General features: G+C 34.5%; 22 protein-coding genes. 20 read left to right on the top strand and 2 right to left on the bottom strand.

What is annotated here, in order from left to right:
* Nucleotides 1-17: 17 nt before the first annotated feature.
* On the top strand, nucleotides 18-908 hold the full coding sequence (fabD, locus tag LZQ00_RS16495) for an ACP S-malonyltransferase (protein WP_234510349.1): 891 nt from the start codon (nucleotides 18-20) through the stop codon (nucleotides 906-908).
* Between the two features lie 46 nt (nucleotides 909-954).
* Here fabD and LZQ00_RS16500 read toward each other — a convergent pair whose 3' ends face one another.
* Nucleotides 955-1,680, bottom strand: coding sequence for an RDD family protein (locus LZQ00_RS16500; RefSeq protein WP_234510350.1), 726 nt, complete (start codon nucleotides 1,678-1,680; stop codon nucleotides 955-957).
* A 33-nt stretch (nucleotides 1,681-1,713) separates the two neighbouring features.
* Here LZQ00_RS16500 and LZQ00_RS16505 point away from each other — a divergent pair, with 33 nt between their 5' ends.
* From LZQ00_RS16505 to LZQ00_RS16530, 6 genes are read left to right on the top strand one after another with little or no spacing between them, the layout of a single operon-like run.
* Nucleotides 1,714-2,676, top strand: coding sequence for a stage II sporulation protein M (locus tag LZQ00_RS16505; RefSeq protein ID WP_234510351.1), 963 nt, complete (start codon nucleotides 1,714-1,716; stop codon nucleotides 2,674-2,676).
* Nucleotides 2,667-3,575 (top strand): ABC transporter permease, encoded by a 909-nt coding sequence (locus LZQ00_RS16510; protein WP_234510352.1) that lies wholly within the window; start codon nucleotides 2,667-2,669, stop codon nucleotides 3,573-3,575. Before LZQ00_RS16505 ends, LZQ00_RS16510 begins: the two co-directional genes overlap by 10 nt.
* Nucleotides 3,572-4,366 (top strand): DUF4129 domain-containing protein, encoded by a 795-nt coding sequence (locus LZQ00_RS16515; protein WP_234510353.1) that lies wholly within the window; start codon nucleotides 3,572-3,574, stop codon nucleotides 4,364-4,366. The genes LZQ00_RS16510 and LZQ00_RS16515 overlap by 4 nt, the downstream gene beginning before the upstream one ends.
* A complete protein-coding gene (locus tag LZQ00_RS16520; RefSeq protein ID WP_234510354.1) occupies nucleotides 4,363-5,568 on the top strand; it encodes a DUF4350 domain-containing protein in 1,206 nt (401 codons plus the stop codon). The genes LZQ00_RS16515 and LZQ00_RS16520 overlap by 4 nt, the downstream gene beginning before the upstream one ends.
* Nucleotides 5,568-6,557, top strand: a complete 990-nt coding sequence (locus tag LZQ00_RS16525) for an AAA family ATPase (protein ID WP_234510355.1) — start codon at nucleotides 5,568-5,570, stop codon at nucleotides 6,555-6,557. The genes LZQ00_RS16520 and LZQ00_RS16525 overlap by 1 nt, the downstream gene beginning before the upstream one ends.
* Nucleotides 6,557-7,885 carry a DUF58 domain-containing protein gene (locus tag LZQ00_RS16530; protein ID WP_234510356.1) on the top strand — a complete coding sequence of 443 codons (1,329 nt, stop codon included), beginning with the start codon at nucleotides 6,557-6,559 and terminating at the stop codon, nucleotides 7,883-7,885. Before LZQ00_RS16525 ends, LZQ00_RS16530 begins: the two co-directional genes overlap by 1 nt.
* 115 nt (nucleotides 7,886-8,000) lie before the next feature.
* Here LZQ00_RS16530 and metK read toward each other — a convergent pair whose 3' ends face one another.
* On the bottom strand, nucleotides 8,001-9,254 hold the full coding sequence (gene metK, locus LZQ00_RS16535; protein WP_234510357.1) for a methionine adenosyltransferase: 1,254 nt from the start codon (nucleotides 9,252-9,254) through the stop codon (nucleotides 8,001-8,003).
* A gap of 316 nt (nucleotides 9,255-9,570) precedes the next feature.
* On the opposite strand from metK, the gene LZQ00_RS16540 reads away from it, so the two are divergent.
* The 13 genes from LZQ00_RS16540 to nuoE all read left to right on the top strand — a co-directional run bounded on the left by LZQ00_RS16540 (nucleotide 9,571) and on the right by nuoE (nucleotide 20,767).
* Nucleotides 9,571-10,449, top strand: coding sequence for a diacylglycerol/lipid kinase family protein (locus LZQ00_RS16540; RefSeq protein ID WP_234510358.1), 879 nt, complete (start codon nucleotides 9,571-9,573; stop codon nucleotides 10,447-10,449).
* Nucleotides 10,450-10,457: 8 nt separating this feature from the next.
* On the top strand, nucleotides 10,458-10,808 hold the full coding sequence (locus LZQ00_RS16545; protein ID WP_234510359.1) for a translation initiation factor: 351 nt from the start codon (nucleotides 10,458-10,460) through the stop codon (nucleotides 10,806-10,808).
* A 463-nt stretch (nucleotides 10,809-11,271) separates the two neighbouring features.
* The gene (locus LZQ00_RS16550) at nucleotides 11,272-12,102 is read left to right on the top strand and encodes a MotA/TolQ/ExbB proton channel family protein (RefSeq protein ID WP_234510360.1); all 831 of its coding nucleotides are present in this window, start codon (nucleotides 11,272-11,274) and stop codon (nucleotides 12,100-12,102) included.
* Nucleotides 12,103-12,199: 97 nt separating this feature from the next.
* Entirely contained in the window at nucleotides 12,200-12,859 is a 660-nt protein-coding gene (locus LZQ00_RS16555) for an ExbD/TolR family protein (protein WP_234510361.1), read from the top strand.
* A gap of 24 nt (nucleotides 12,860-12,883) precedes the next feature.
* Nucleotides 12,884-13,438 carry an ExbD/TolR family protein gene (locus tag LZQ00_RS16560; RefSeq protein ID WP_234510362.1) on the top strand — a complete coding sequence of 185 codons (555 nt, stop codon included), beginning with the start codon at nucleotides 12,884-12,886 and terminating at the stop codon, nucleotides 13,436-13,438.
* 37 nt (nucleotides 13,439-13,475) lie between these two features.
* Nucleotides 13,476-14,363 carry a TonB family protein gene (locus LZQ00_RS16565; protein ID WP_234510363.1) on the top strand — a complete coding sequence of 296 codons (888 nt, stop codon included), beginning with the start codon at nucleotides 13,476-13,478 and terminating at the stop codon, nucleotides 14,361-14,363.
* Nucleotides 14,364-14,667: 304 nt separating this feature from the next.
* Nucleotides 14,668-15,609 carry a PstS family phosphate ABC transporter substrate-binding protein gene (locus tag LZQ00_RS16570; protein ID WP_234510364.1) on the top strand — a complete coding sequence of 314 codons (942 nt, stop codon included), beginning with the start codon at nucleotides 14,668-14,670 and terminating at the stop codon, nucleotides 15,607-15,609.
* A gap of 26 nt (nucleotides 15,610-15,635) precedes the next feature.
* Nucleotides 15,636-17,354: a tetratricopeptide repeat protein gene (locus tag LZQ00_RS16575; protein WP_234510365.1), complete on the top strand. Its 1,719-nt coding sequence runs from the start codon at nucleotides 15,636-15,638 to the stop codon at nucleotides 17,352-17,354.
* A gap of 119 nt (nucleotides 17,355-17,473) precedes the next feature.
* Complete coding sequence (locus tag LZQ00_RS16580) at nucleotides 17,474-17,851, top strand: NADH-quinone oxidoreductase subunit A (RefSeq protein ID WP_234510366.1); 378 nt, start codon at nucleotides 17,474-17,476, stop codon at nucleotides 17,849-17,851.
* Nucleotides 17,852-17,952: 101 nt separating this feature from the next.
* Complete coding sequence (locus LZQ00_RS16585) at nucleotides 17,953-18,504, top strand: NADH-quinone oxidoreductase subunit B (protein WP_234510367.1); 552 nt, start codon at nucleotides 17,953-17,955, stop codon at nucleotides 18,502-18,504.
* A complete protein-coding gene (locus tag LZQ00_RS16590) occupies nucleotides 18,497-19,000 on the top strand; it encodes an NADH-quinone oxidoreductase subunit C (protein ID WP_234510368.1) in 504 nt (167 codons plus the stop codon). Before LZQ00_RS16585 ends, LZQ00_RS16590 begins: the two co-directional genes overlap by 8 nt.
* Before the next feature lie 20 nt (nucleotides 19,001-19,020).
* Nucleotides 19,021-20,256, top strand: coding sequence for an NADH-quinone oxidoreductase subunit D (locus LZQ00_RS16595; protein WP_234510369.1), 1,236 nt, complete (start codon nucleotides 19,021-19,023; stop codon nucleotides 20,254-20,256).
* Nucleotides 20,249-20,767 carry a complex I 24 kDa subunit family protein gene (nuoE, locus tag LZQ00_RS16600; RefSeq protein WP_234510370.1) on the top strand — a complete coding sequence of 173 codons (519 nt, stop codon included), beginning with the start codon at nucleotides 20,249-20,251 and terminating at the stop codon, nucleotides 20,765-20,767. The genes LZQ00_RS16595 and nuoE overlap by 8 nt, the downstream gene beginning before the upstream one ends.

A 20,767-nucleotide genomic window follows, 5' to 3' on the forward strand; every position in this document is an offset into this window, starting at 1 on the left:
AATAGAAAAAATTAAATATGAAAACAGCATATGTATTTCCTGGTCAAGGAGCTCAGTTCGTGGGAATGGGTCAAGACTTGTATAATCTGAATGAAGAAACAAAAGCTTTATTTGAAAAGGCAAATGATATTTTAGGTTTCCGTATTACGGATATTATGTTTGCGGGTACAGAAGAACAATTAAAGCAAACGAATGTAACACAACCTGCAATATTCTTACACTCTGTGATTTTAGCAAAGGCTTTGGGAGATCAATTTAAGCCAGATATGGTTGCTGGTCATTCTTTAGGCGAGTTTTCTGCTTTAGTGTCTGCGGGCGCGCTCTCTTTTGAAGATGGGCTGAAGTTGGTGGCGCAACGAGCAAATGCGATGCAAAAGGCTTGTGAACTACAACCCTCAACTATGGCAGCAATCTTAGGTTTAGAGGATGCGGTTGTTGAAAATATTTGTGCACAAATAGAAGATGTGGTTGTTGCAGCCAATTATAACTGTCCCGGTCAATTGGTTATATCGGGATCTATTGCTGGCGTAGATAAAGCTTGTGTTTTATTGACTGAAGCAGGGGCAAAACGTGCTTTAAAATTAAATGTTGGAGGTGCGTTCCATTCTCCATTGATGGAACCAGCGAAGGTTGAATTACAAGATGCAATTGAAGCGACTGAAATAAAATCACCTATTTGTCCGATCTATCAGAATGTTGATGCAGCGGCATATACAGATGCAGAAACAATTAAAAAGAACTTAATCGCACAATTAACAGGAGCTGTTCGTTGGACGCAAACAGTTCAAAATATGTTGGCAGATCATGCGGGGGCTTTTGTGGAAGTTGGTCCTGGTAATGTATTGCAAGGTTTGGTGAAAAAAGTTGACCGTCAGGTACAAACCTCGGCAGCAAGTATAGCAGAATAGTTACTTTTAAGAATAAATAGAAAAAGGCGTCTATAGACGCCTTTTTCTATTTATTACGGAATAAGATATAATGATCTTTCATCACCTGATTGACGAAATCATTGGGATGCATGGTTGATTTGACATCCATAATCGTCTCTAGTTTTTGAGTAAGGGCTAAAAGAATGTTATAGTCTTTCCTCTTGACAGCACCATCGTAGATTTCTTTTACCTTATTTGCATCTTGGTCGCTTAATTTGATTACTTGTGGAAAGATGATGTCTTTCTCTGATGGGACATCTTCAAAGATTGTCTGTTGTAAATTTAATTTTGCTTTTAAACTAATGACAGATGTTTCTGCGGATAAATCGCCAATGCGTTGTCCGTACTTGGATAAGGCAATTGAGGTAATCGCTATTCCTCCCATACACATCCAAATATCAACCAGAGAAAATGTCCAACGGGCAAAATATTGATAGAAATTAGCGCGCGTTCCATCGATCTTAACCACTTTTATTTTCATGATTTTCTTTCCGAGACTTTGCCCTGAAAAAGCCGTCTCCATAATAACAGGATAAAAGAAAGCTGGAAGCGTCAGTAATGATAGGATACCAAAGAATAACCAGGAATCTCCCATATTAATATCGAAAGAGTAAAGGATGGTAATTATTAAGATATAATAAACGATAATAATAAAGTAGTCAATCGCAAAAGCGATAATTCTAGAGCCTAAAGAAGCTAAATTATATTCTATTTTTACGTTCTGTGGTGTATTTATTAATAGTTTATTCATATATTTGAAATAGCCGGTTTAAAATTTATATTAATGAGAGAAGCTTCATTCATAGAACGAAATAAAGAAAAATGGTTGTCAATTGAAAATAATTTATCAATTCATGTTGATGTTAATCCCGATGAACTTGCCTCAAATTATATCGAACTCACAAATGATCTAGCATATGCACAAACTTTTTATCCAGAAAGTAGGACAAAAGATTATTTAAATGAGTTAGCCATTTTAGCACATCAAAAAATATATAAAGATCAGAAAGCTTCCGAAAATAAACTTAAGCATTTTTTTTCATATGAAATACCACATGCTGTATGGCAAATGCGAAGACCGTTGTTGTTTTCTTTTCTGATTTTTCTTTTGGCGAGTATTATCGGATTTTTATCTGCTCATTATGATGAGAGTTTTGTGAGGCTAATTCTAGGTGATGCCTATGTTGATGAGTCTATCGATAATATTCGAAAGGGAGACCCTGCGGCTATTTATGCATCAGGTAATAATTTTGGATCTGCATTAGGGATTACCATTAATAATGTACGAGTTGCTTTTTTAGCTTTTACGTTTGGTATTTTTTTTAGTGTGGGAACAGGTTATATTCTTTTCTCTAACGGCATCATGTTAGGAGCATTTCATTATATGTTTTATGAATATGGTGTTCTGCAAAAAGCAATGTCCGCAATTTGGATACACGGAACCATAGAAATTTCTGTTATTATCATAGCAGGTGGTTGCGGTTTGATGTTAGGCAATAGTTTCCTATTCCCAAAATCTTATAGTAGAATGGAATCCTTTATTCGAGCAGCTAAATTATCAATGAAGGTTTTAGCGAGCACAATTCCTTTTTTTATACTTGCAGGTACATTGGAGGGCTTCGTTACACGTTACTATCATATTTCTATGACCATGTGCCTACTGATTATAACCATTACATTTTTGATGATCTTATATTATTATATTCTACGTCCTTTTCAATTAGCTAAAACCAATCAATGGAAATAAATTTTGAATTTCAGAAAGAACGTAAAGTTGGAGATTTTTTACAAAGTTTTATCGATTTGTTAAAAATTATCTTAGGCCATTTTGTCAGAACAGTCTTTAGTATTTCTATTATACCTTTAAGTATCACGACAATTCTATATTATTTTTTGTCTACAAAGATTACCTTTTCGTCGGAGAGTAATTCATTTGAAGATTTTAATGTATATCTATGGGGGGGAGTTCTGAGTGTTGCCGTCCTTTTGTTGGTTTTATACATGTATGGTATTTGTATCGAATATTTTATTTTATTGAAGAATCAAAAGAATACAGACTTTACAGGTAGAGATTTATTGACCGTATTTCGAAGCCATATTGGTATGTATGTGAAGTTTTTCTTTGCGTCCTTATTAGTCATGATCATTATTGGAATTCCCTTGGGGATAGCTATGTTTATTATCATGTTTATTCCTTTGTTTGGCAGTTTTGGTATTGGAATCTTATTTTCAATAATTGGTTTGTGGTTTTTCTGTTCGTTTCTGTTTTATCGTGAAGGGTATTTTTCTTTATCGACGACTTTTTCAGAGACATTTAATGTTATTCGAAAGAATGTGATTCAATATGGCATTGCCACTTATATTGTTAGTTTCATTTTTCAGGTAGTCATAATGATGTTAACTTTTATTCCAGCATTAATTATAGGGCTAATTTCTTATAATTTTTTGGAATTCGATAGTTCTTTTTTCGATGGATCTCTGGGGAAGATGTTGATGACTTTGGGCGCTCTCCTTGTAACGATCCTGACAATTTTTTTATATATGGGAAGTGTTTTGGCAAATGGAATTATTTATGAAACGGCTAAGGACTTTAAATATGGAGATCGTATCTATGCGATGATTGCAAAATTAGGAGGAGGGCAATGATGAATAGATGGTTTTTTGTTATTCTTTTATTTTTCACAACTGCCAGCTATGCAAATTCTGACTCTACGCGTATGGCGATGCCGAGCATCGATACATTAAAGCATGACAGTATCAATATTTGGAACAAGAATTTGTTTCAAGAAATTCCGAAGGATAATCGTCCTGCTACAATAACGATTAAAGATTATAAAAGTGTTTTAGCTCGCTACCAATCCGAAGAGTTTATTTATTCTGAGAATATTAAAGATAAAATTGGCTTTTTTGATCGTTTAATAGTCCGTTTCAATCATTGGTTAAGTGGTTTAATACCAAATTCTTCTTTTAATTTTAATGAAGAGTTTTTCTATTTCTTAGGATTAATAGGTCTGGCAGTATTGATTTATATCTTTTATAAATTAATTTATTCGGGAAATAGTTTCTTTAGAAAGGATAATAAAGAAGGCGAAGATGAAGAAGGGTCGGATCTTGTGTATGTAGAAAAGAATTTGATGAATACAGATCTAAAACCCTATCTCGTCGATTCAATTAAGGACAGAAATTATACACTTGCTATTCGTTATATGCAATTGCTAAATATTCAAAAACTAGCACATGCTCATGTGATCAAGTGGAAGTATAGTAAAACAAATAATGATTTTGCAAATGAGATTTCAGATTCAATTTTAAGAGAGGAGTTTATTAAATGTACCCAAGTATTTGAGTATGTTTGGTTTGGTGGTTTTGATTTAACTGCTGCCGATTTTGAGCGTTATCAACAAGATTTTAAAAATTTTCAATCCAAGATCTCATGAAAGGCTCATTAAAATTTGGTTTATTTGCTTTTATAATTGTATTTGTTGCAATCGGTATTATTGATCTAACGAGTAAGAAGCCTATTATTTGGGATAGAACATTTGATCAAAAAGATAAAAATCCTTTCGGACTTTATGTGACCCATGAAGAGCTTCCACATATGCTCGAAAAGAGAGCCAAAATTACGGATATAAAAGAAGATCTATTTACATACTTTGAATCCGACAATAGGCTTAAGGCTCCAAAAGAACAACTGCTCTTTATTTCGGAAGCGTTTGATTTTGGTGATGCTGTTAACAATCGCTTATTAAAATTCGCAGCAAATGGCGGGAAAGTTTTTATTGCAGCCGAACAGATCAACCAAAAATTGTTAGATACGTTACAGGTGGATTATCAGTACTTCTATGGTAATGAAGATGATGAGAATATTGAGGAAGAAATAAAAGTAGAGCTTACCCAAGATGGGATACCTATTTCTTTCGGGAAAAGTAATTTGGATTATTCGTTTACCAAGCTACCAAAGTCTGCAACGATCTTGGGCGGTTTACGCTATAAGGAACACTTGTTGCCTAACTTTATTTCTTTAAAAATAGGTAAAGGGGCTATTATACTTCATATTACACCTGAATTGTTTGGCAACTATTATTTGTTGAACAATCAAAAGCAATATCAATATGCCGCCAGAGCTTTTAGCTATTTGGATGGACAGACTATTGGATGGTATGATTTTAAGAGTAAATATAATGAATCGGATACACCACTCCGTGTTCTTTTGAATCATAAAGGATTAAGACAAGCGTGGTATTTACTTCTAGTCAGTTTGCTATTGTTTTTAATTTTTAAGAGTAAAAGAGAACAGCGCGCTGTTAAAACGATCCTCCCAGAACCCAATTTGTCAAAGCAATTCTGTGAAACCATTGCAACATTATATTATGAAAATGGTTCTCCAGAAAATATGGTTCAGAAAAAGGTTGATTATTTTTTACATGATATTCGTAAAAAATTTCATGTAGATACATTACTTATTCATGAAGAAGAATTTTTAGAGAGCTTGTCTCAAAGATCTGGTGTGTCAAAAGAAATAACAGCCGAAATGGTTCAATTGATTATACAGTGCCAAAAAAGAAATCATTTTACAGAACAAGATTTAAGAAATATCAATACTAAAATAGAAGAATTTAAAGTTAAAGCAGAAATGTAATGAGTGAATTTGAAAAATATATGCCTTTTGAGAATCGTTTAGATTTGACGGTTCTATATGCTAAAATGACAGCAGTAAAAGCTGAAGTAAAGAAAGTGATTGTTGGTCAGGACCAACTCTTGGATATGTTATTGATTTCAATCTTAGCATCAGGCCACTCGTTGATTGAAGGATTGCCTGGTGTGGCAAAGACCTTATCTGCGAAACTGGTTTCGAAAACAATTGCGAGTGATTTCAAACGAATTCAGTTTACACCCGATTTGATGCCCTCTGATGTCACGGGTTCTTCCATTTTGGATTTAAAGACGAATGAATTTATTTTTAAGAAAGGACCTATATTTGCAAATATCATCTTAATTGATGAAATAAATCGTGCTCCTGCTAAAACCCAAGCATCTTTATTTGAATCTATGGCCGAACGTCAGGTAACAGTTGACGGGGAAACTTATTTTTTACCGACCCCATTTATTGTATTTGCGACACAGAATCCAATTGAGCACGAAGGAACTTACCGACTTCCAGAGGCACAACTAGATCGTTTTCTATTTAAAATAGATGTTCATTATCCTGATCAAGAACAAGAATTACTGATTTTAAAGGAGCACCATCTACAAAAAGCACAAGATAAGGAAGCGTTGGTGCAACAGGTGGTGTCTTCACAAGAAATTGCTGATTTTCAGCGGTTGATCAAATCCATATTTGTACATGATGAAATCTTGGTTTATATCGCTCATTTGATTTCCAAGACAAGAAACAATCCTAATTTGACTTTGGGTGCATCGCCCAGAGCTTCAATTGCTATTTTAGAAGCAGCAAAAGCATCTGCAGCATTAAACGGTCGTGATTTTGTAACACCTGAGGACATTAAAAAAGTTGCTTTTGCTGTCTTAGGACATCGCGTTATGCTGACTCCTGAAAAGGAAATGGAAGGTTTTACGACAGATTATATCATTGATCAAATCATTGCCAGTATAGAAATTCCGAGATAATGAAGAAGATTAAACAACTGTATTTCACAAATCGATTTTTCTATGGTCTGTTGATTATGGCAGCACTTTTTGTTATTTCATTCTTTGTGAAAGTGTTGTTTATTCCAGTGGCTGTCCTTTTTTGGATCTTAGCTGCTGTGTTGATCTGGGACTTGGTGTTCTTATTTTCTGGTAAAGGAAGTGTTTCTATCCTACGGAATTATCCAGAAAAGTTTTCTAATGGTGATGAAAATCCACTTGTTATCAAAGCAGAAAGTCGATATCCTCGACGGGTGTTTGTTCGTATATTAGAAGAATTTCCAGTAGAATTACAGGTTCGAGATAAAAACTTTGAAATTACATTGACTCCTTTTCTAGAAAAGGAAATTCAGTATAGTCTGAAATTTACACGTCGGGGTATTTATTCTTTTGGGAAATGTTTCGCTATGGTTCGATTTTTAGGCTTTTTTGAAAGAAAGTTTGTAACAAATGATACCTTAAGCATTCCATGTTATCCTTCTTTTATTCAATTACGTAAATATCAGCTTTTAGCTACGACCAATCGATTAAATGAAATGGGCGTTAAGCGCATTCGAAGAATTGGTGCAGCTATGGAGTTTGATCATGTGCGTGATTATGTGCAAGGAGATGATTATAGAAGGATGAATTGGAAAGCTTCTGCGAAAGTAAAGAAATTGATGGTGAATCAATTTGAGGAAGAAAAATCGCAACCTATTTATAGTTTCATTGACACTGGCCGAGCGATGCGCATGCCTTTTGAAGAAATGACATTATTGGATTATTCCATTAATGCTACCTTGGTTTTATCCAATGCGGCGATTTTAAAACATGATCGTGCAGGTATGCTTACTTTTTCAAAAGAAATAGGTAATCAGGTCGTTGCGGAAAAACGTAATAATCAAATGATGCGGATTTCGGAGGCACTCTATCATACTCAAACAGAGTTTCAAGAATCCGAATTTGGCAATTTATATACTTACGCGAATAAACATATTAATAAACGGTCTCTCATCTTTATTTACACCAATTTTGAAACGTTGGATGCCCTAAATAGACAATTGGCCTATTTAAGAATGCTTAATCGTTCTCATATTTTGGTGGTTATCGTGTTTAAAAATACAGAATTGGATGAACTAGCGAAGAGTTCTCCCCGCAGAACGATTGAAATATATAATCAAATCATTGCTGAGAAATTTATATATGAAAAAAATCTCATTATTCAAGAGTTGCATAGAAATGGTATTCAAACAATTTATACAGCACCAGAAAATCTAACCATTAATTCGATTAATAAATACTTAGAGATTAAAGCCAGAGGTCTTATCTAGTCTGAAATACGCACAGAGACTAGAATGAGAACGACTACTCTATAATAAAAGACAGCAGGCTCATCAATATAATTGATGAGCCTGCTGTCTTTTATCGTGACGTTAGTTTAAACGACTATAAACCAAATGATGATTTGACTTGATCAACAAAGTCTAATTTCTCCCAGGTAAATAATTCAACCTCAATGACCTTTTTATCTCCATTAGAATTTTCAAACTCTTTTGTTACCTTTTTTGAAGTTCTGCCCATGTGACCATAGGCGGCTGTCTCCGAATAAATAGGATTCCGTAATCCCAATCGAGTTTCAATACCATAAGGTGTCATATCGAAAATTTCCGATATTTTTAAAGCTATTTGACTATCATTTAATCCTACTTTTCCTGTACCATATGTATTAACGTAGATTCCCATTGGATCTTTTACACCAATTGCATAAGAGATTTGAACGAGGATCTCATCAGCAATTCCTGCTGCTACTAAGTTTTTAGCGATATGACGAGTTGCATAGGCTGCAGAACGATCTACTTTAGATGGATCTTTACCTGAAAATGCACCACCACCATGTGCACCTTTACCCCCATAAGTATCTACAATAATTTTACGACCTGTTAATCCAGTATCTCCATGAGGTCCTCCAATGACGAATTTTCCTGTTGGGTTAATGTGAAATTTGATTTCATCATTAAATAATTCTTGCAATTCAGGTTTTAATTGTGCTTTTACCCGTGGAATTAAAATATTTTTAATATCAGCTGTAATTTTCTCACGCATTTCATCTTCTGTTGAAAAATCATCGTGTTGCGTGGATATGACAATTGTATCAATTCTAGCGGGTTTATGATCCTCCGTATATTCTAAAGTAACTTGAGATTTTGCATCTGGACGTAAATACGTAATTTCTTTATTTTCACGACGCAATGCGGCCAATTCATACAATAATCGATGCGAGAGATCCAATGCTAAAGGCATATAGTTATCAGTCTCATTGCTTGCATAACCAAACATGATCCCTTGATCTCCAGCTCCTTGATCTTGTCTCGTTTTGCGATCAACACCTTGGTTTATATCTGCTGATTGCTCATGGATTGCGGATAAAACACCACATGAGTTTGCTTCAAACATATACTCAGACTTGGTATAACCAATACGTTCTATTACTGATCGTGTTATTTTTTGAACGTCCAAATATATCTTTGATTTTACTTCTCCAGCAAGTACAACTTGTCCCGTTGTTACCAAAGTTTCAATTGCTACGCGTGCATCTTCGTCCCAAGCTAAAAAATTGTCGATTAATGCATCTGAAATTTGATCAGCAATTTTGTCTGGATGTCCCTCTGAAACAGATTCGGATGTAAATAAGTAAGCCATATTACCTTTTTAAATATTATTATATAATTAGGAATTTGCAGAGGAGAGCTTGTTTCAATAGAAATGTGCTAAATAGCTTCGCTATGTGATGGTTTTAGCACTTTTTTACTGTGGTTGCAATCTCCTGTTATATTCTCATTAAGAATAAACTACGCAAATCAGTCCACATTTTTTTGTCGGGACAAAACTACAATACTTTCAGCTAAGATTAAAATGATTTTTTGTAGAATATGTTAAAAATAACGAATGAACTTATCCATATCGAAGAATTTTGACATTGTTTTAAGAAATTAGTGAATTACTGTATATTTGATTTATGGGAGAACGAAAACGGATACTGTTTGTTATCAATCCAATTTCTGGGGGAAAAAGAAAAACGTCATTTAAGAAGCAAGTGTTAGATGTGCTTGATTTGCAGAAGTTTGATCCGACTTTTCAAGAGACTTCATATGCAAATCATGCTTATAAAATTGGTTTGCAGGCTGTTAAGGAGCAATATGATGCTGTGATAGCGGTTGGAGGTGATGGAACAATAAACGAGTTGGGGTCAGCATTAGCAGAAACTGGAATACCATTAGGTATTGTTCCAGAAGGATCGGGTAATGGGCTTGCATTATATTTAGGAATCCCTTTGAATGAAACTGCTGCAATTCGTCGTATCAATAGATTTGAATTTGTAGAGGTTGATTGTGGTACTATTAATAATAGAAAATTTTTTAATATTGCAGGTTTAGGTTTTGATGCATCTGTTAGTGAAAACTTTGCAAATGAAAATATTCGTGGCACCTTGGGCTACATGAAGTCCGCCATTAATGTTTTAAGTAAATATAAACCGTGTGATTATAAAATATGGATTGATGGACAAACGTATGAACGTAAGGCATTTATGATTTCTGTTGCTAATTCTCCACAATATGGTAATAACGCCTATATTGCACCCAATGCATCTGTGAATGATGGTATATTGGATGTTTGTATTGTTCATCAATTTCCAATGTATATTCTACCAAAAATGTTATTTCATTTATTTAATAAATCGGCTGATCAATCGGATTATGTTGAAATAATACCAGGTCGAAATATTAAAATTGAAACGATAAAAAAATCAGTTGTTCATATTGATGGTGAGCCAGTTGACTTAGGAGATTGTTTAAATATTGGTATTATTCCGAAAGCATTGAAAGTTATTTGTTAAATAAAGTTATGAGTAAAAGTAAGAAACAGCCCTATGAAGGCGTTGTATATTCAACAGACAACAGTTTTGAATATCAGTTTTCAGATTTATTTCAAGATATTGAAACATTGCCTAATCAACAACAGCAACTTAAAGTCCAGTTAGATCGTAAAATGCGAAAAGGGAAAGTCGTGACCTTAGTTACTGGTTTCAAAGGGAAAGTTGAAGACTTAGAGACATTAGGCAAGTTTTTAAAACAAAAATGTGGTGTTGGTGGAAGTGCTAAGGATAATGAAATTATGATACAAGGCGAGTTTAAGCAGAAAATTGCCGACTTGTTACTTTCTGAAGGATATAAGGTAAAATTGGTTGGAGGTTAGTATTTCATTATGCTGACCCAAAAAGACTTTTATTCAATAAAACTATCTCTTGTAAATGGTTGTAAGTTAATTGATAATGCTTGTTTAAACTTCTTTAATAGGTCTGTTTTTGACTCTCAAAAAGTGAGTGAGCGGTTACTTGAATTTTAAATTAAATCGATAATTTTCTTGCATATCAAAAAAAAAATGGTTTTCATTGTAAAAAATTTATTGCTTTGTCCTGATAAACGGGTATTGTTTTAAATAAAAAGCAGGAACCGCTGAGGTCATAACTGAATATTAAGAAAATGTTAATAAAATTTAAACTCTTTTTTATGTTTCCAATATATTTGGCTTTAAGATTTTAAATATGACATAAAAGACTATATTTGTTTGGTAAAAGCTAAATGAATATCATTACAAAAGCATATAATTAAAAAAACATATTATATTTAACAACAGTAAAACACTAAAAATTAAAAAAATGGCAAACGCACCTAAAACAAGTCCTGCTGCAAACCAAGAGAGCAATAATTCAGGTTCTTTCTTTGCACAAGCTGCAATTATCATTTGTTTCATTATCGGTTACCTTTTATGGAAATTTGTGATGGGTAGTCCTTCAAACTTTATCGATAGTAATCCAGAAAATCAACCTCTTCCAGGTAACTACTTAGGAATGGTTTATCACGCAGGTGCTGTAGTACCAGTTTTATTAGGTTTATTCTTAATGGTATGGGTATTCTCTATTGAGCGTTTTATCGTAATCGGAAAAGCTTCTGGAACAGGAAATGTTGGTAATTTCGTAAGAAAAGTACAAACGTTAATCAATGGCGGTAATTTAGATTCAGCTATTGCTGAGTGTGACAAACAAAAAGGTTCTGTTGCAAATGTAATCAAAGCTGGTTTAACGAAATACAAAGCTGTTTCTGTTGATACTGCAGTCGATACAGAAAAAGCGACAATTGCAATCCAAAAAGAAATTGAAGAAACAACAGCATTAGAAATGCCAATGTTAGAGAAAAACTTAAACGTGATCGCTACATTAGTTTCTATCGGTACATTAACAGGTTTATTGGGTACAGTAACAGGTATGATCAAGGCCTTCAGTGCACTGGCAACTGGTGGTACTCCTGACTCTGCAAAATTAGCAAATGGTATCTCTGAGGCCTTAATTAATACAGCTACAGGTATTGGTACATCTACAATTGCGATTGTAATGTATAATATCTTAACAGCTAAAATTGATAAATTAACATATTCAATCGACGAGGCTGGTTTCTCAATCGTACAAACTTACGCTGCGAACCATAAATAGTAATTATATGATTTTTGAAATTATTTTATGGAATATTAATTTCAAATGCATCATATAGTTAAGAGATTGAATAATTAATTTATAAAGAAGTTTAAAAATGGGTAAAGCAAAAGTAAAAAGAGCCAGTACATCCATTGATATGACCGCGATGTGTGACGTATCATTCTTGCTTCTTTCATTCTTCGTAATGACATCAACGGCGAAACAACCGGAAGCATTTCCAGTAGATACGCCGTCATCTACGACGAAAGATAAATTACCAGACTCTAACGTTGGTATTATTACCATCGGTGATAAAGGTAAAGTATTCTTTGGCGCAACAGATCGTGATGTTCGGGTTAAAACTTTAGAGAAAATGTCTACTAGATATGGCGTTAAATTTTCTCAACAAGATTACGACCAATTTGCGTTGATGGAAAATGTCGGTACTCCAATGAAAGCGATTAAGCAAGTATTAGGGATGAAACCAAGTGAACGTCTTGCAAAAGGAGTTCAGAATGGTATTCCTGTAGATAGTACAGAGGCATTATCAAACGAATTATACCAATGGGTACAAACAGCGCGTTTAGCTGCAGCAGAAGTAAATAAGGAAAAGGAAGGCAACAAAGACTTTGTTGATCCAGGACCACTTAAAATTGCGATTAAAGCTGACGGAGCAGAAAAGTACCCTTCAATTAATGCGGTAATTGAAACATTACGTAACCAAAAACAAAATAAATTCAGTTTCATTACTGGTTTACGTGCTGAGGATAAATAATGTTGATTTAATAAATAGACATAAATGGCAGAATTAAATCAAGACAGTGGTAAGGGGGGTAAAGGCGGAAAAGTAAGATCAAAGAAAAACGGTGGTAAAGTCGATTTGACAGCCATGGTAGATCTAGCATTCTTATTGATTACTTTCTTCATGTTGACTACGTCTTTAAATAAACCACAAGCAATGGACGTTGCGATGCCTGATAAAAATAAAGTTAAAGATGAGCAATCTGAAGTACTAACAGCAGATAATCGTTCGGTAACAATTTTATTAGGATCTGACAATAAAGTTTCTTGGTATTATGGACAAATAAAAGCACCAATCGAAGGTCCTACAGTTACAGGATTCGGCGCTGATGGCTTACGTAAGGCTTTAATTGCGAAAAAAGCTTATGTACCACGTGTAGCTGGAGGAAAAGATGTAATCGTGATCATCAGACCTAGTGATATGTCTACTCAAAAAGATCTTGTTGATGTTCTTGATGAGATGAAAATTGTAGACATTAAACGCTATATGATTGCAAAAATTAGTCCTGAAGAAATAGATGTTTTAAAACGTGATAATATTTACAATGACTAATCAAGTCTTTATAAAATTCACGAAAATTATATAAAATATGATTGGGTCAAAATTAGATATTTTTAAAAAGGAATGGCTTGATGTCGTATTTCAAGGCAGAAACAAGGAGTATGGAGCTTACGAGCTTCGTAAGATTGCTCCTAAAGCAACGAATACTGGTTTATTGGTTGTTGTTATTGCAGTGGTACTGTTAAGTCTTCTTAAGTTATTTGGAGGGAAACTCTTTCCAAATAAACCTGTGGAAGCTCCTCCTGTTGTAACAGAAGTGACCTTAGAGGATTTAGAGGAAATTAAACCTCCTGAACCACCAGAAGAAGAGCCTCTTCCAATAGAAGAAGAAAAACCACAACAAGTTGCAATGGATATACCAAAAGAAGATTTGGTCCGTTTTCCAGAACCTAAAGTAGCTCCTGCTGCTCAGGTGAAAGAAGAAGTTGCAGCACAGGAAGAATTCAAAGATGATAAAAAGGCACCAGCTCGTATTACTTTAAAAGGTAGTGCTGCAGGTTCTTCGGTAGCAAGAGGTGAATTTGGTACTAAGAAACAAGATGGTGGTATTACTGGAACTTCTAAAGGTGATCCAAATGGTGATCCAAACGGGGATCAAATTTTCAATGCTGTAGAGGTGCAACCTCAACCCCCAGGTGGTATGGCTGCATTTATGAAATGGGTTGGAGAAGCGTATGACTATCCTTCAGCAGCTTTAGAAAATGGTATTAACGGTGTTGTTGAAGTTTCCTTTGTTGTTGAGAAAGATGGTAGTTTGACTGATATTAATGTGAAACGAGATCTTAAATATGGTACAGGAGATGCAGCTGTTAAGTTGTTGAAAAAAGCTAAAAAGTGGAAACCAGGTATTCAAAATGGTCGCCCCGTACGTGTGGCGTATACATTACCTATCCGCTTAAATACAATTAATCAGTAATTAGTGGCGAATTTTAATTCAAATACAAATTACAGACAGAAATCGCCTATAAAGCGATTTCTGTCTATTTTAGGACTATTTATGTTTGGCCTATATTTTGCACTAGGCTTATTGGTTATTTTTTGGAAGGATTTACCTTTAGAAATTAATCCAACATATAAAACGTTATTTGGTATAGTTCTTATCGTTTATTCTTTTCTGCGTTTTGTTAGATTGTGGCAAAGTAATTTTTAATTAGCTCAATTTTTATAGGCACTAAACTTTCCTTAATTTTTACCGTCTGATTTTATTAAATGCTTGTTATATGAACAACAGTTTAAAAATATTACTATTTACAGTTTTAAGTGTTTCTATTTTGACCAGTTGTAATCGGCAAAATAAAATCAAACAAGAAACAAAAGAACAAGGTCAAGACATTTTAAGAGGAAAGATAAATGTTCTAGTGGATGAAACAGTATATCCGATATTGAAAGAACAAGTGGACGTGTTTCAAAGCTCTTATTCCGATGCTGCTATTCAATTGATGGCCCGACCAGAAATTAAAGCTGTTAATGCATTGTTAGGGGATTCATCGGGAGTAATTATTTTGACAAGAAAGTTAACAGCCCAGGAAGGAGCGTACTTTAAAAAACGTAACATTGTACCAAAAGAGTATCAAATAGGAAGTGATGCAGTTGCGTTAATAAATAATATTGCAGATTCAGATACTAGTATTACACTTTCTAACGTTAAATCATTATTAAATGGAGAGCAAAAGGGTAAACTTAAAGTTGTTTTTGACAATGCAAATTCCAGTACGCTCAGATTTTTGAAAAGTTATTTATCGTTAGACAAAATAGACGCAACTGCTATCTCAGGTTTACAGAATAATGAGGAAGTAATTAAATACGTTAGTGAAAATAAAGGCACTATCGGTATTGTTGGTTACAATTGGATATTGGAAATAGCGCAAAAAAAATCGCAGTTATCCAATAAAATTCGTACATTGAGCGTTGAAAATTCGCAAGGTGACAAAAAAGACGGATTATTTTATAAACCATCACAATCGAATTTGTCCTTGGGATTATATCCTTTTATAAGACCTATTTATGTGTTGAACTATCAACCAAACTTAGGTTTAGGTTTAGGATTTAGTTCTTTCCTAACAGGAGATAGAGGACAGCGGATCATATTGAAAGCTGGATTATTGCCAGCAACAATGCCTGGACGTGAAATTATTATTAGAGAAGAAAATAGTTTAAATTAGAATATAAAAAAGTACAACAATAGATTATGACAAACAGTAAATTATTATTTAGTCTGTTATTAGCAGGTTCTGTTGGCACAGCAAGTGCACAAAGTTTAAAGGATGCTAGAGCGGCTATTGAAACAGAAAACTACGGTAAAGCAAAATCAATTTTGCAACAATTAGTAAGTAAACAAGCTAAAGTTGGCGATAATTACTTCTATTTAGGTCAAATTTATTTAGTTAATGATAAAGCTGATTCAGCGGCGATTATGTTTAATCAAGGTCTAGCTGCTGATCCAAAATCATTGATTAATAATGTTGGTTTAGGCTATATCGATTTGTTGAAAAAAGATAAAGCTTCTGCTGATGCTAAATTTGCGTCAGCTAGTGCAAACTTGAAGAAAAAGGATTACGAGGAATTGTTGGAAATCGGTCGTGCTTACATCAAAGCACCAGAGCCTGATTATGCAAAAGCTTTAGATTATTTAACACAAGCTAAAGCAAAAAATGCAAAAGATGCAGCTATTCCATTAGCTTTAGGTGATGCTTATAGAGGATTGAAAGAAGCAAGTAGTGCTTATTCAAGCTATAGTGAAGCAACTGATTTAGATCCAACTTCAATTCGTGCTAAAATCGGTCTTGCAGTTATTGTTCGTGGTGCGCAAGCATACGATGAAGCCATCACACAGTTGACAGCAATTACACAAGAATTCCCAACTTATGCACCTACATACCGTGAGTTAGCAGAAACGTATAATATGTGGTCAAGAGCAGCTGGTACTTCTGATGAAAAATATGTAGAGCTAAACAAAAAAGGTGTAGAGGAATACAAAAAGTATTTGCAGACGAATGGTGATAATTCATTAGAAGCTAAAATACGTTACGCCGATTTCTTAGTTTATGCAAGACAATATGATGAGCTAAAAACTGTTTCTGAAGAATTAGCAAAAACACCAGATGTAGATCCTAAAATCTACCGTTATTTAGGTTATATTGCTTTTAGAAATAAGGAATACGCTAAATCAGGAGAGTATCTGACACAAATGTTAACGAAGATGGATCCATCACGCGTGATTCCTTTAGATTACATGTACTCAGGTTTATCAGATGTTGCAAACAATAAAGTAGAATCAGGAATTGTCAACATTAAAAAAGCAATTGATTTAGATAAGGAATTGTTAACAGAAGTTGCAGAAACAGCTTTTGCTAAATATCAAGATCAAGAAACGGCGACGGGTGTTGCCTTGTTTGAGATTATTGCAAAATATCCAGACAGTGATTATTATTTCGATTCAAATTACTATGCTGGAGAAGGTAATTACTTAATCGGTTTTAAAAAGGATCAAGAAAGTAAAGATGCTGAAGGAAATATCAAAGATCAAGCATTAAGAGATCAAGCAATTGCTGCATTTGTTAAATCACAAGCGTATCTATCTATTGTTGAAGCGGCAACAAAGCCAGAAATTATAGATAAATATTTAGTGCAGGCTTTATATTACAAAGCATTTTCAGCTTTAGGTGCAGATAATTTAGAAAATCCAAAAGGTGATTTCGTTGCTCCTTTTCAAAAGTTAATTTCTTTAGTGAATGAAAAAGGAACACAAGAGAAAAATAAGGCGTACTTAATCGATGCTTATACTTACATTGGCTTATTTTACTACATTAAAAATGATGTCCCTAAAGCAAAAGCTAATTTCCAAGAGGTATTGAAAATAGATGCTGCGAATGAATCTGCTAAATCTTATTTAGATGCTTTAAAATAGTATTTTAAACTTTTTTTTGAAAAGGGAGAGAATGAAAGTTCTCTCCCTTTTTTGATTTAAGAATTGTATTTTTGATGATTATTCATTAGATTTAAGCTTTACCAATTTAGAAATTTAATATGGAGCAAGTTAGTGCAAGTGCACCTATTGATTATTTACCAATTTTATTCCAGCTGATTGTAGCTGCAGGATTTGGTGTGGGAACCATCATTATCACGCATTTAATTGGGCCTAAAGTAAGGACCGAAAATAAATTATCATCATTCGAATCGGGAATAGAAGTTATTGGTAATGCGAGGCAACCATTTTCTATTAAATATTTTCTTGTCGCCATCCTCTTTGTTGTTTTTGATGTGGAAGTTATATTTATGTATCCATGGGCAGTCAATTTTAGAGAATTTGGATTCGAAGGTTTGATTCAAATGTTTGTGTTTATGGCCATGTTGCTTTTGGGCTTTATTTATGTTATTAAAAAGAAAGCACTAAGTTGGGATTAGAATAATTCTAAATTGTTCTGCCTGCTTGATTTTTAGTCAGAAAATGTTAGTTTTGATACGGAGAACACACACAACTATAAACCATTTAAATTATAATTTCTATGAGCGATATTAAGTTGGCGGAGGCGCCTCCGGGAGTCGAAGGTGCTGGTTTTTTTGCTACTAGTTTAGATAAAGCGATTGGTTTGGCTCGTTCAAATTCTTTATGGCCTTTGCCATTCGCAACCTCTTGCTGTGGAATTGAATTTATGGCAACCATGGGCTCTACGTATGATTTGGCTCGATTTGGTGCAGAACGTCCAAGTTTTTCTCCTCGTCAAGCGGATATGCTGTTGGTCATGGGAACAATTGCAAAGAAAATGGCTCCAGTTTTAAAACAGGTATACATTCAAATGGCAGAACCTCGTTGGGTGATTGCTGTTGGTGCTTGTGCATCCAGTGGTGGTATTTTTGATACATATTCTGTCTTGCAAGGTATTGATGAAATTATTCCTGTGGATGTGTATGTGCCAGGCTGTCCTCCTAGACCAGAGGCGATATTAGATGGTGTCTTGCGATTGCAAGATATTGTGAAGAATGAGTCCTTAAATAGGAGAAATACGCCCGAGTATAGAGCTTTATTAGAGAAATACGGAATAGAAACTTATGGATAAGTTGGATAATACATATTTGTGGGAGAAACTAGCGCAGAAATTTACTGATCAAGTATCGCTGCTAACGGATGCCCATAATTTATTGACAGTGGATGCGAAAGAGGCGTGTATTACAGCTGTTTTGAATTTTTTGAAACAAGATGAGGAATTACAGTTTATTCATTTAACAGATATTACAGCGGTACATTTTCCACTTCAAAAGAAAGCATTTGAAGTTGTTTATCATATTCACAGTTTAGTAAATAATATTCGTATCCGTGTTAAAGTCCAGTTAGATGGGGAAAACCCAGAAATTCCAACTGCAACAACTGTTTGGAAAGGAGCGAATTGGATGGAAAGAGAAACGTATGATTTTTATGGAATACAGTTTCTAGGGCATCCAGATTTAAGACGTATATTAAATGTGGATGATATGGAAGTATTTCCGATGCGAAAAGAATATCCTTTAGAGGATCCAAATCGTGTCGATAAGAAAGATCTTTATTTTGGACGTTAAAGCTAGAACCTAAATCAATTATGAGCGATTTTATAACCAAGATATCCCCAAATAACTCTGTGTACGAAGATAATGATCCACAAGATGAGTTAATAACTTTAAATATCGGTCCGACGCATCCAGCGACGCATGGTGTCTTTCAAAATGTGGTTCAAATTGATGGGGAACGTATTGTAAGTGGAGTCTCGACGATCGGTTATATTCACCGTGCATTTGAAAAAATTGCTGAACATCGCCCTTTTTATCAAATCACCCCTTTAACAGATCGATTAAATTATTGTTCAGCCCCAATTAATAATATGGGCTGGCATATGACTGTTGAAAAATTATTAAAAATAGAAATCCCCAAACGCGTACAATACATGCGCGTTATCGTTATGGAGCTAGCACGTATTGCTGACCATATTATTTGTAATGGAATCTTGGGGGTTGATACAGGTGCTTTTTCTGGCTTTTTGTATGTGATGCAAGAGCGAGAATTTATATACGAGATTTTTGAAGAGATCTGTGGTGCTCGTTTAACGACCAATATCGGTAGAATTGGAGGTTTTGAAAGAGATTTTAATGATATTGCTTTTGCAAAAATTGAAGAGTTCTTAAAAAGATTCCCTCCTGTTTTGAGTGAATTTTCAGAATTATTTGATCGTAACCGTATCTTTATTGAACGTACGTCTGGTGTAGCGGCTGTTACTCCTGAAGAAGCGTTAGATTATAGTTGGTCAGGTCCTATTTTACGTGCCACAGGAGTTGATTATGATGTTCGCGTTCAGAATCCTTATTGTTCATATGAAGAGTTTGACTTTGATGTTCCTGTAGGAACTAAAGGTGATGTATACGACCGCTATCTAGTTCGAAATGCGGAAATGTGGCAATCTCTCCGAATCATTGAACAAGCATTAGCCAAAATTGAAAAAGAACCAAAAGGTGTTTTTCATGCAGATGTGCCAGAATTCTATTTACCTCCCAAAGAACAAGTGTATACCAATATGGAAGCGCTGATCTATCATTTTAAAATTGTGATGGGTGAAGTAGATACGCCTAAAGCAGAAGTTTATCATGCTGTGGAAGGTGCAAATGGTGAGTTGGGTTTTTATTTAGTGCATGATGGAGGACGTAGTCCTTATCGTCTACACTTTAGAAGACCTTCTTTTGTGAATTATCAAATGTTCGCTCCGATGAGTGCTGGAATGCTGCTTTCGGATGCAATTCTTAATATGAGTAGTCTTAACGTTATTGCAGGAGAATTAGATGCTTAGTGTCAAACATAATGAAATCGTAGAATTTTCTTCAGAATTGCTAAATCAATTTGCTGAAGTCGTAGCTCGTTTTCCAGAAGGAAGACAGAAGTCAGGTTTACTCCCAATATTACATTTAGTACAAGCAGAATTTGGCTGGCTGAGCCCAGATGCTATGGATAAGGTTGCTGCTTATTTAACAATTGAACCTATTGAAGTATACGAAGTGGCCACTTTTTATACGATGTTTTTATTACAACCGCAGGGGAAATATTTGTTAGAGGTATGTCGTACGGGTCCATGTTGCTTGGTAGGAGCAGAGCGTATTATGAATCACTTGGAAAATAAATTGGGCGTCAAAGAAGGCGAAGTGACAGCGGATGGATTATTTTCTTGGAGAGGAGTGGAATGTCTTGCTGCTTGTGGTTTCGGTCCTGTATTGCAAATTGGACCGTCGTATACTTTTTATGAAAATCTAACAGAAGAAAGTGTTGATCAATTAATAAATGATTTAAGCTCAAAAACGAATTAA

The organism is Sphingobacterium sp. SRCM116780, from assembly GCF_021442025.1.
Lineage (GTDB): Bacteria > Bacteroidota > Bacteroidia > Sphingobacteriales > Sphingobacteriaceae > Sphingobacterium.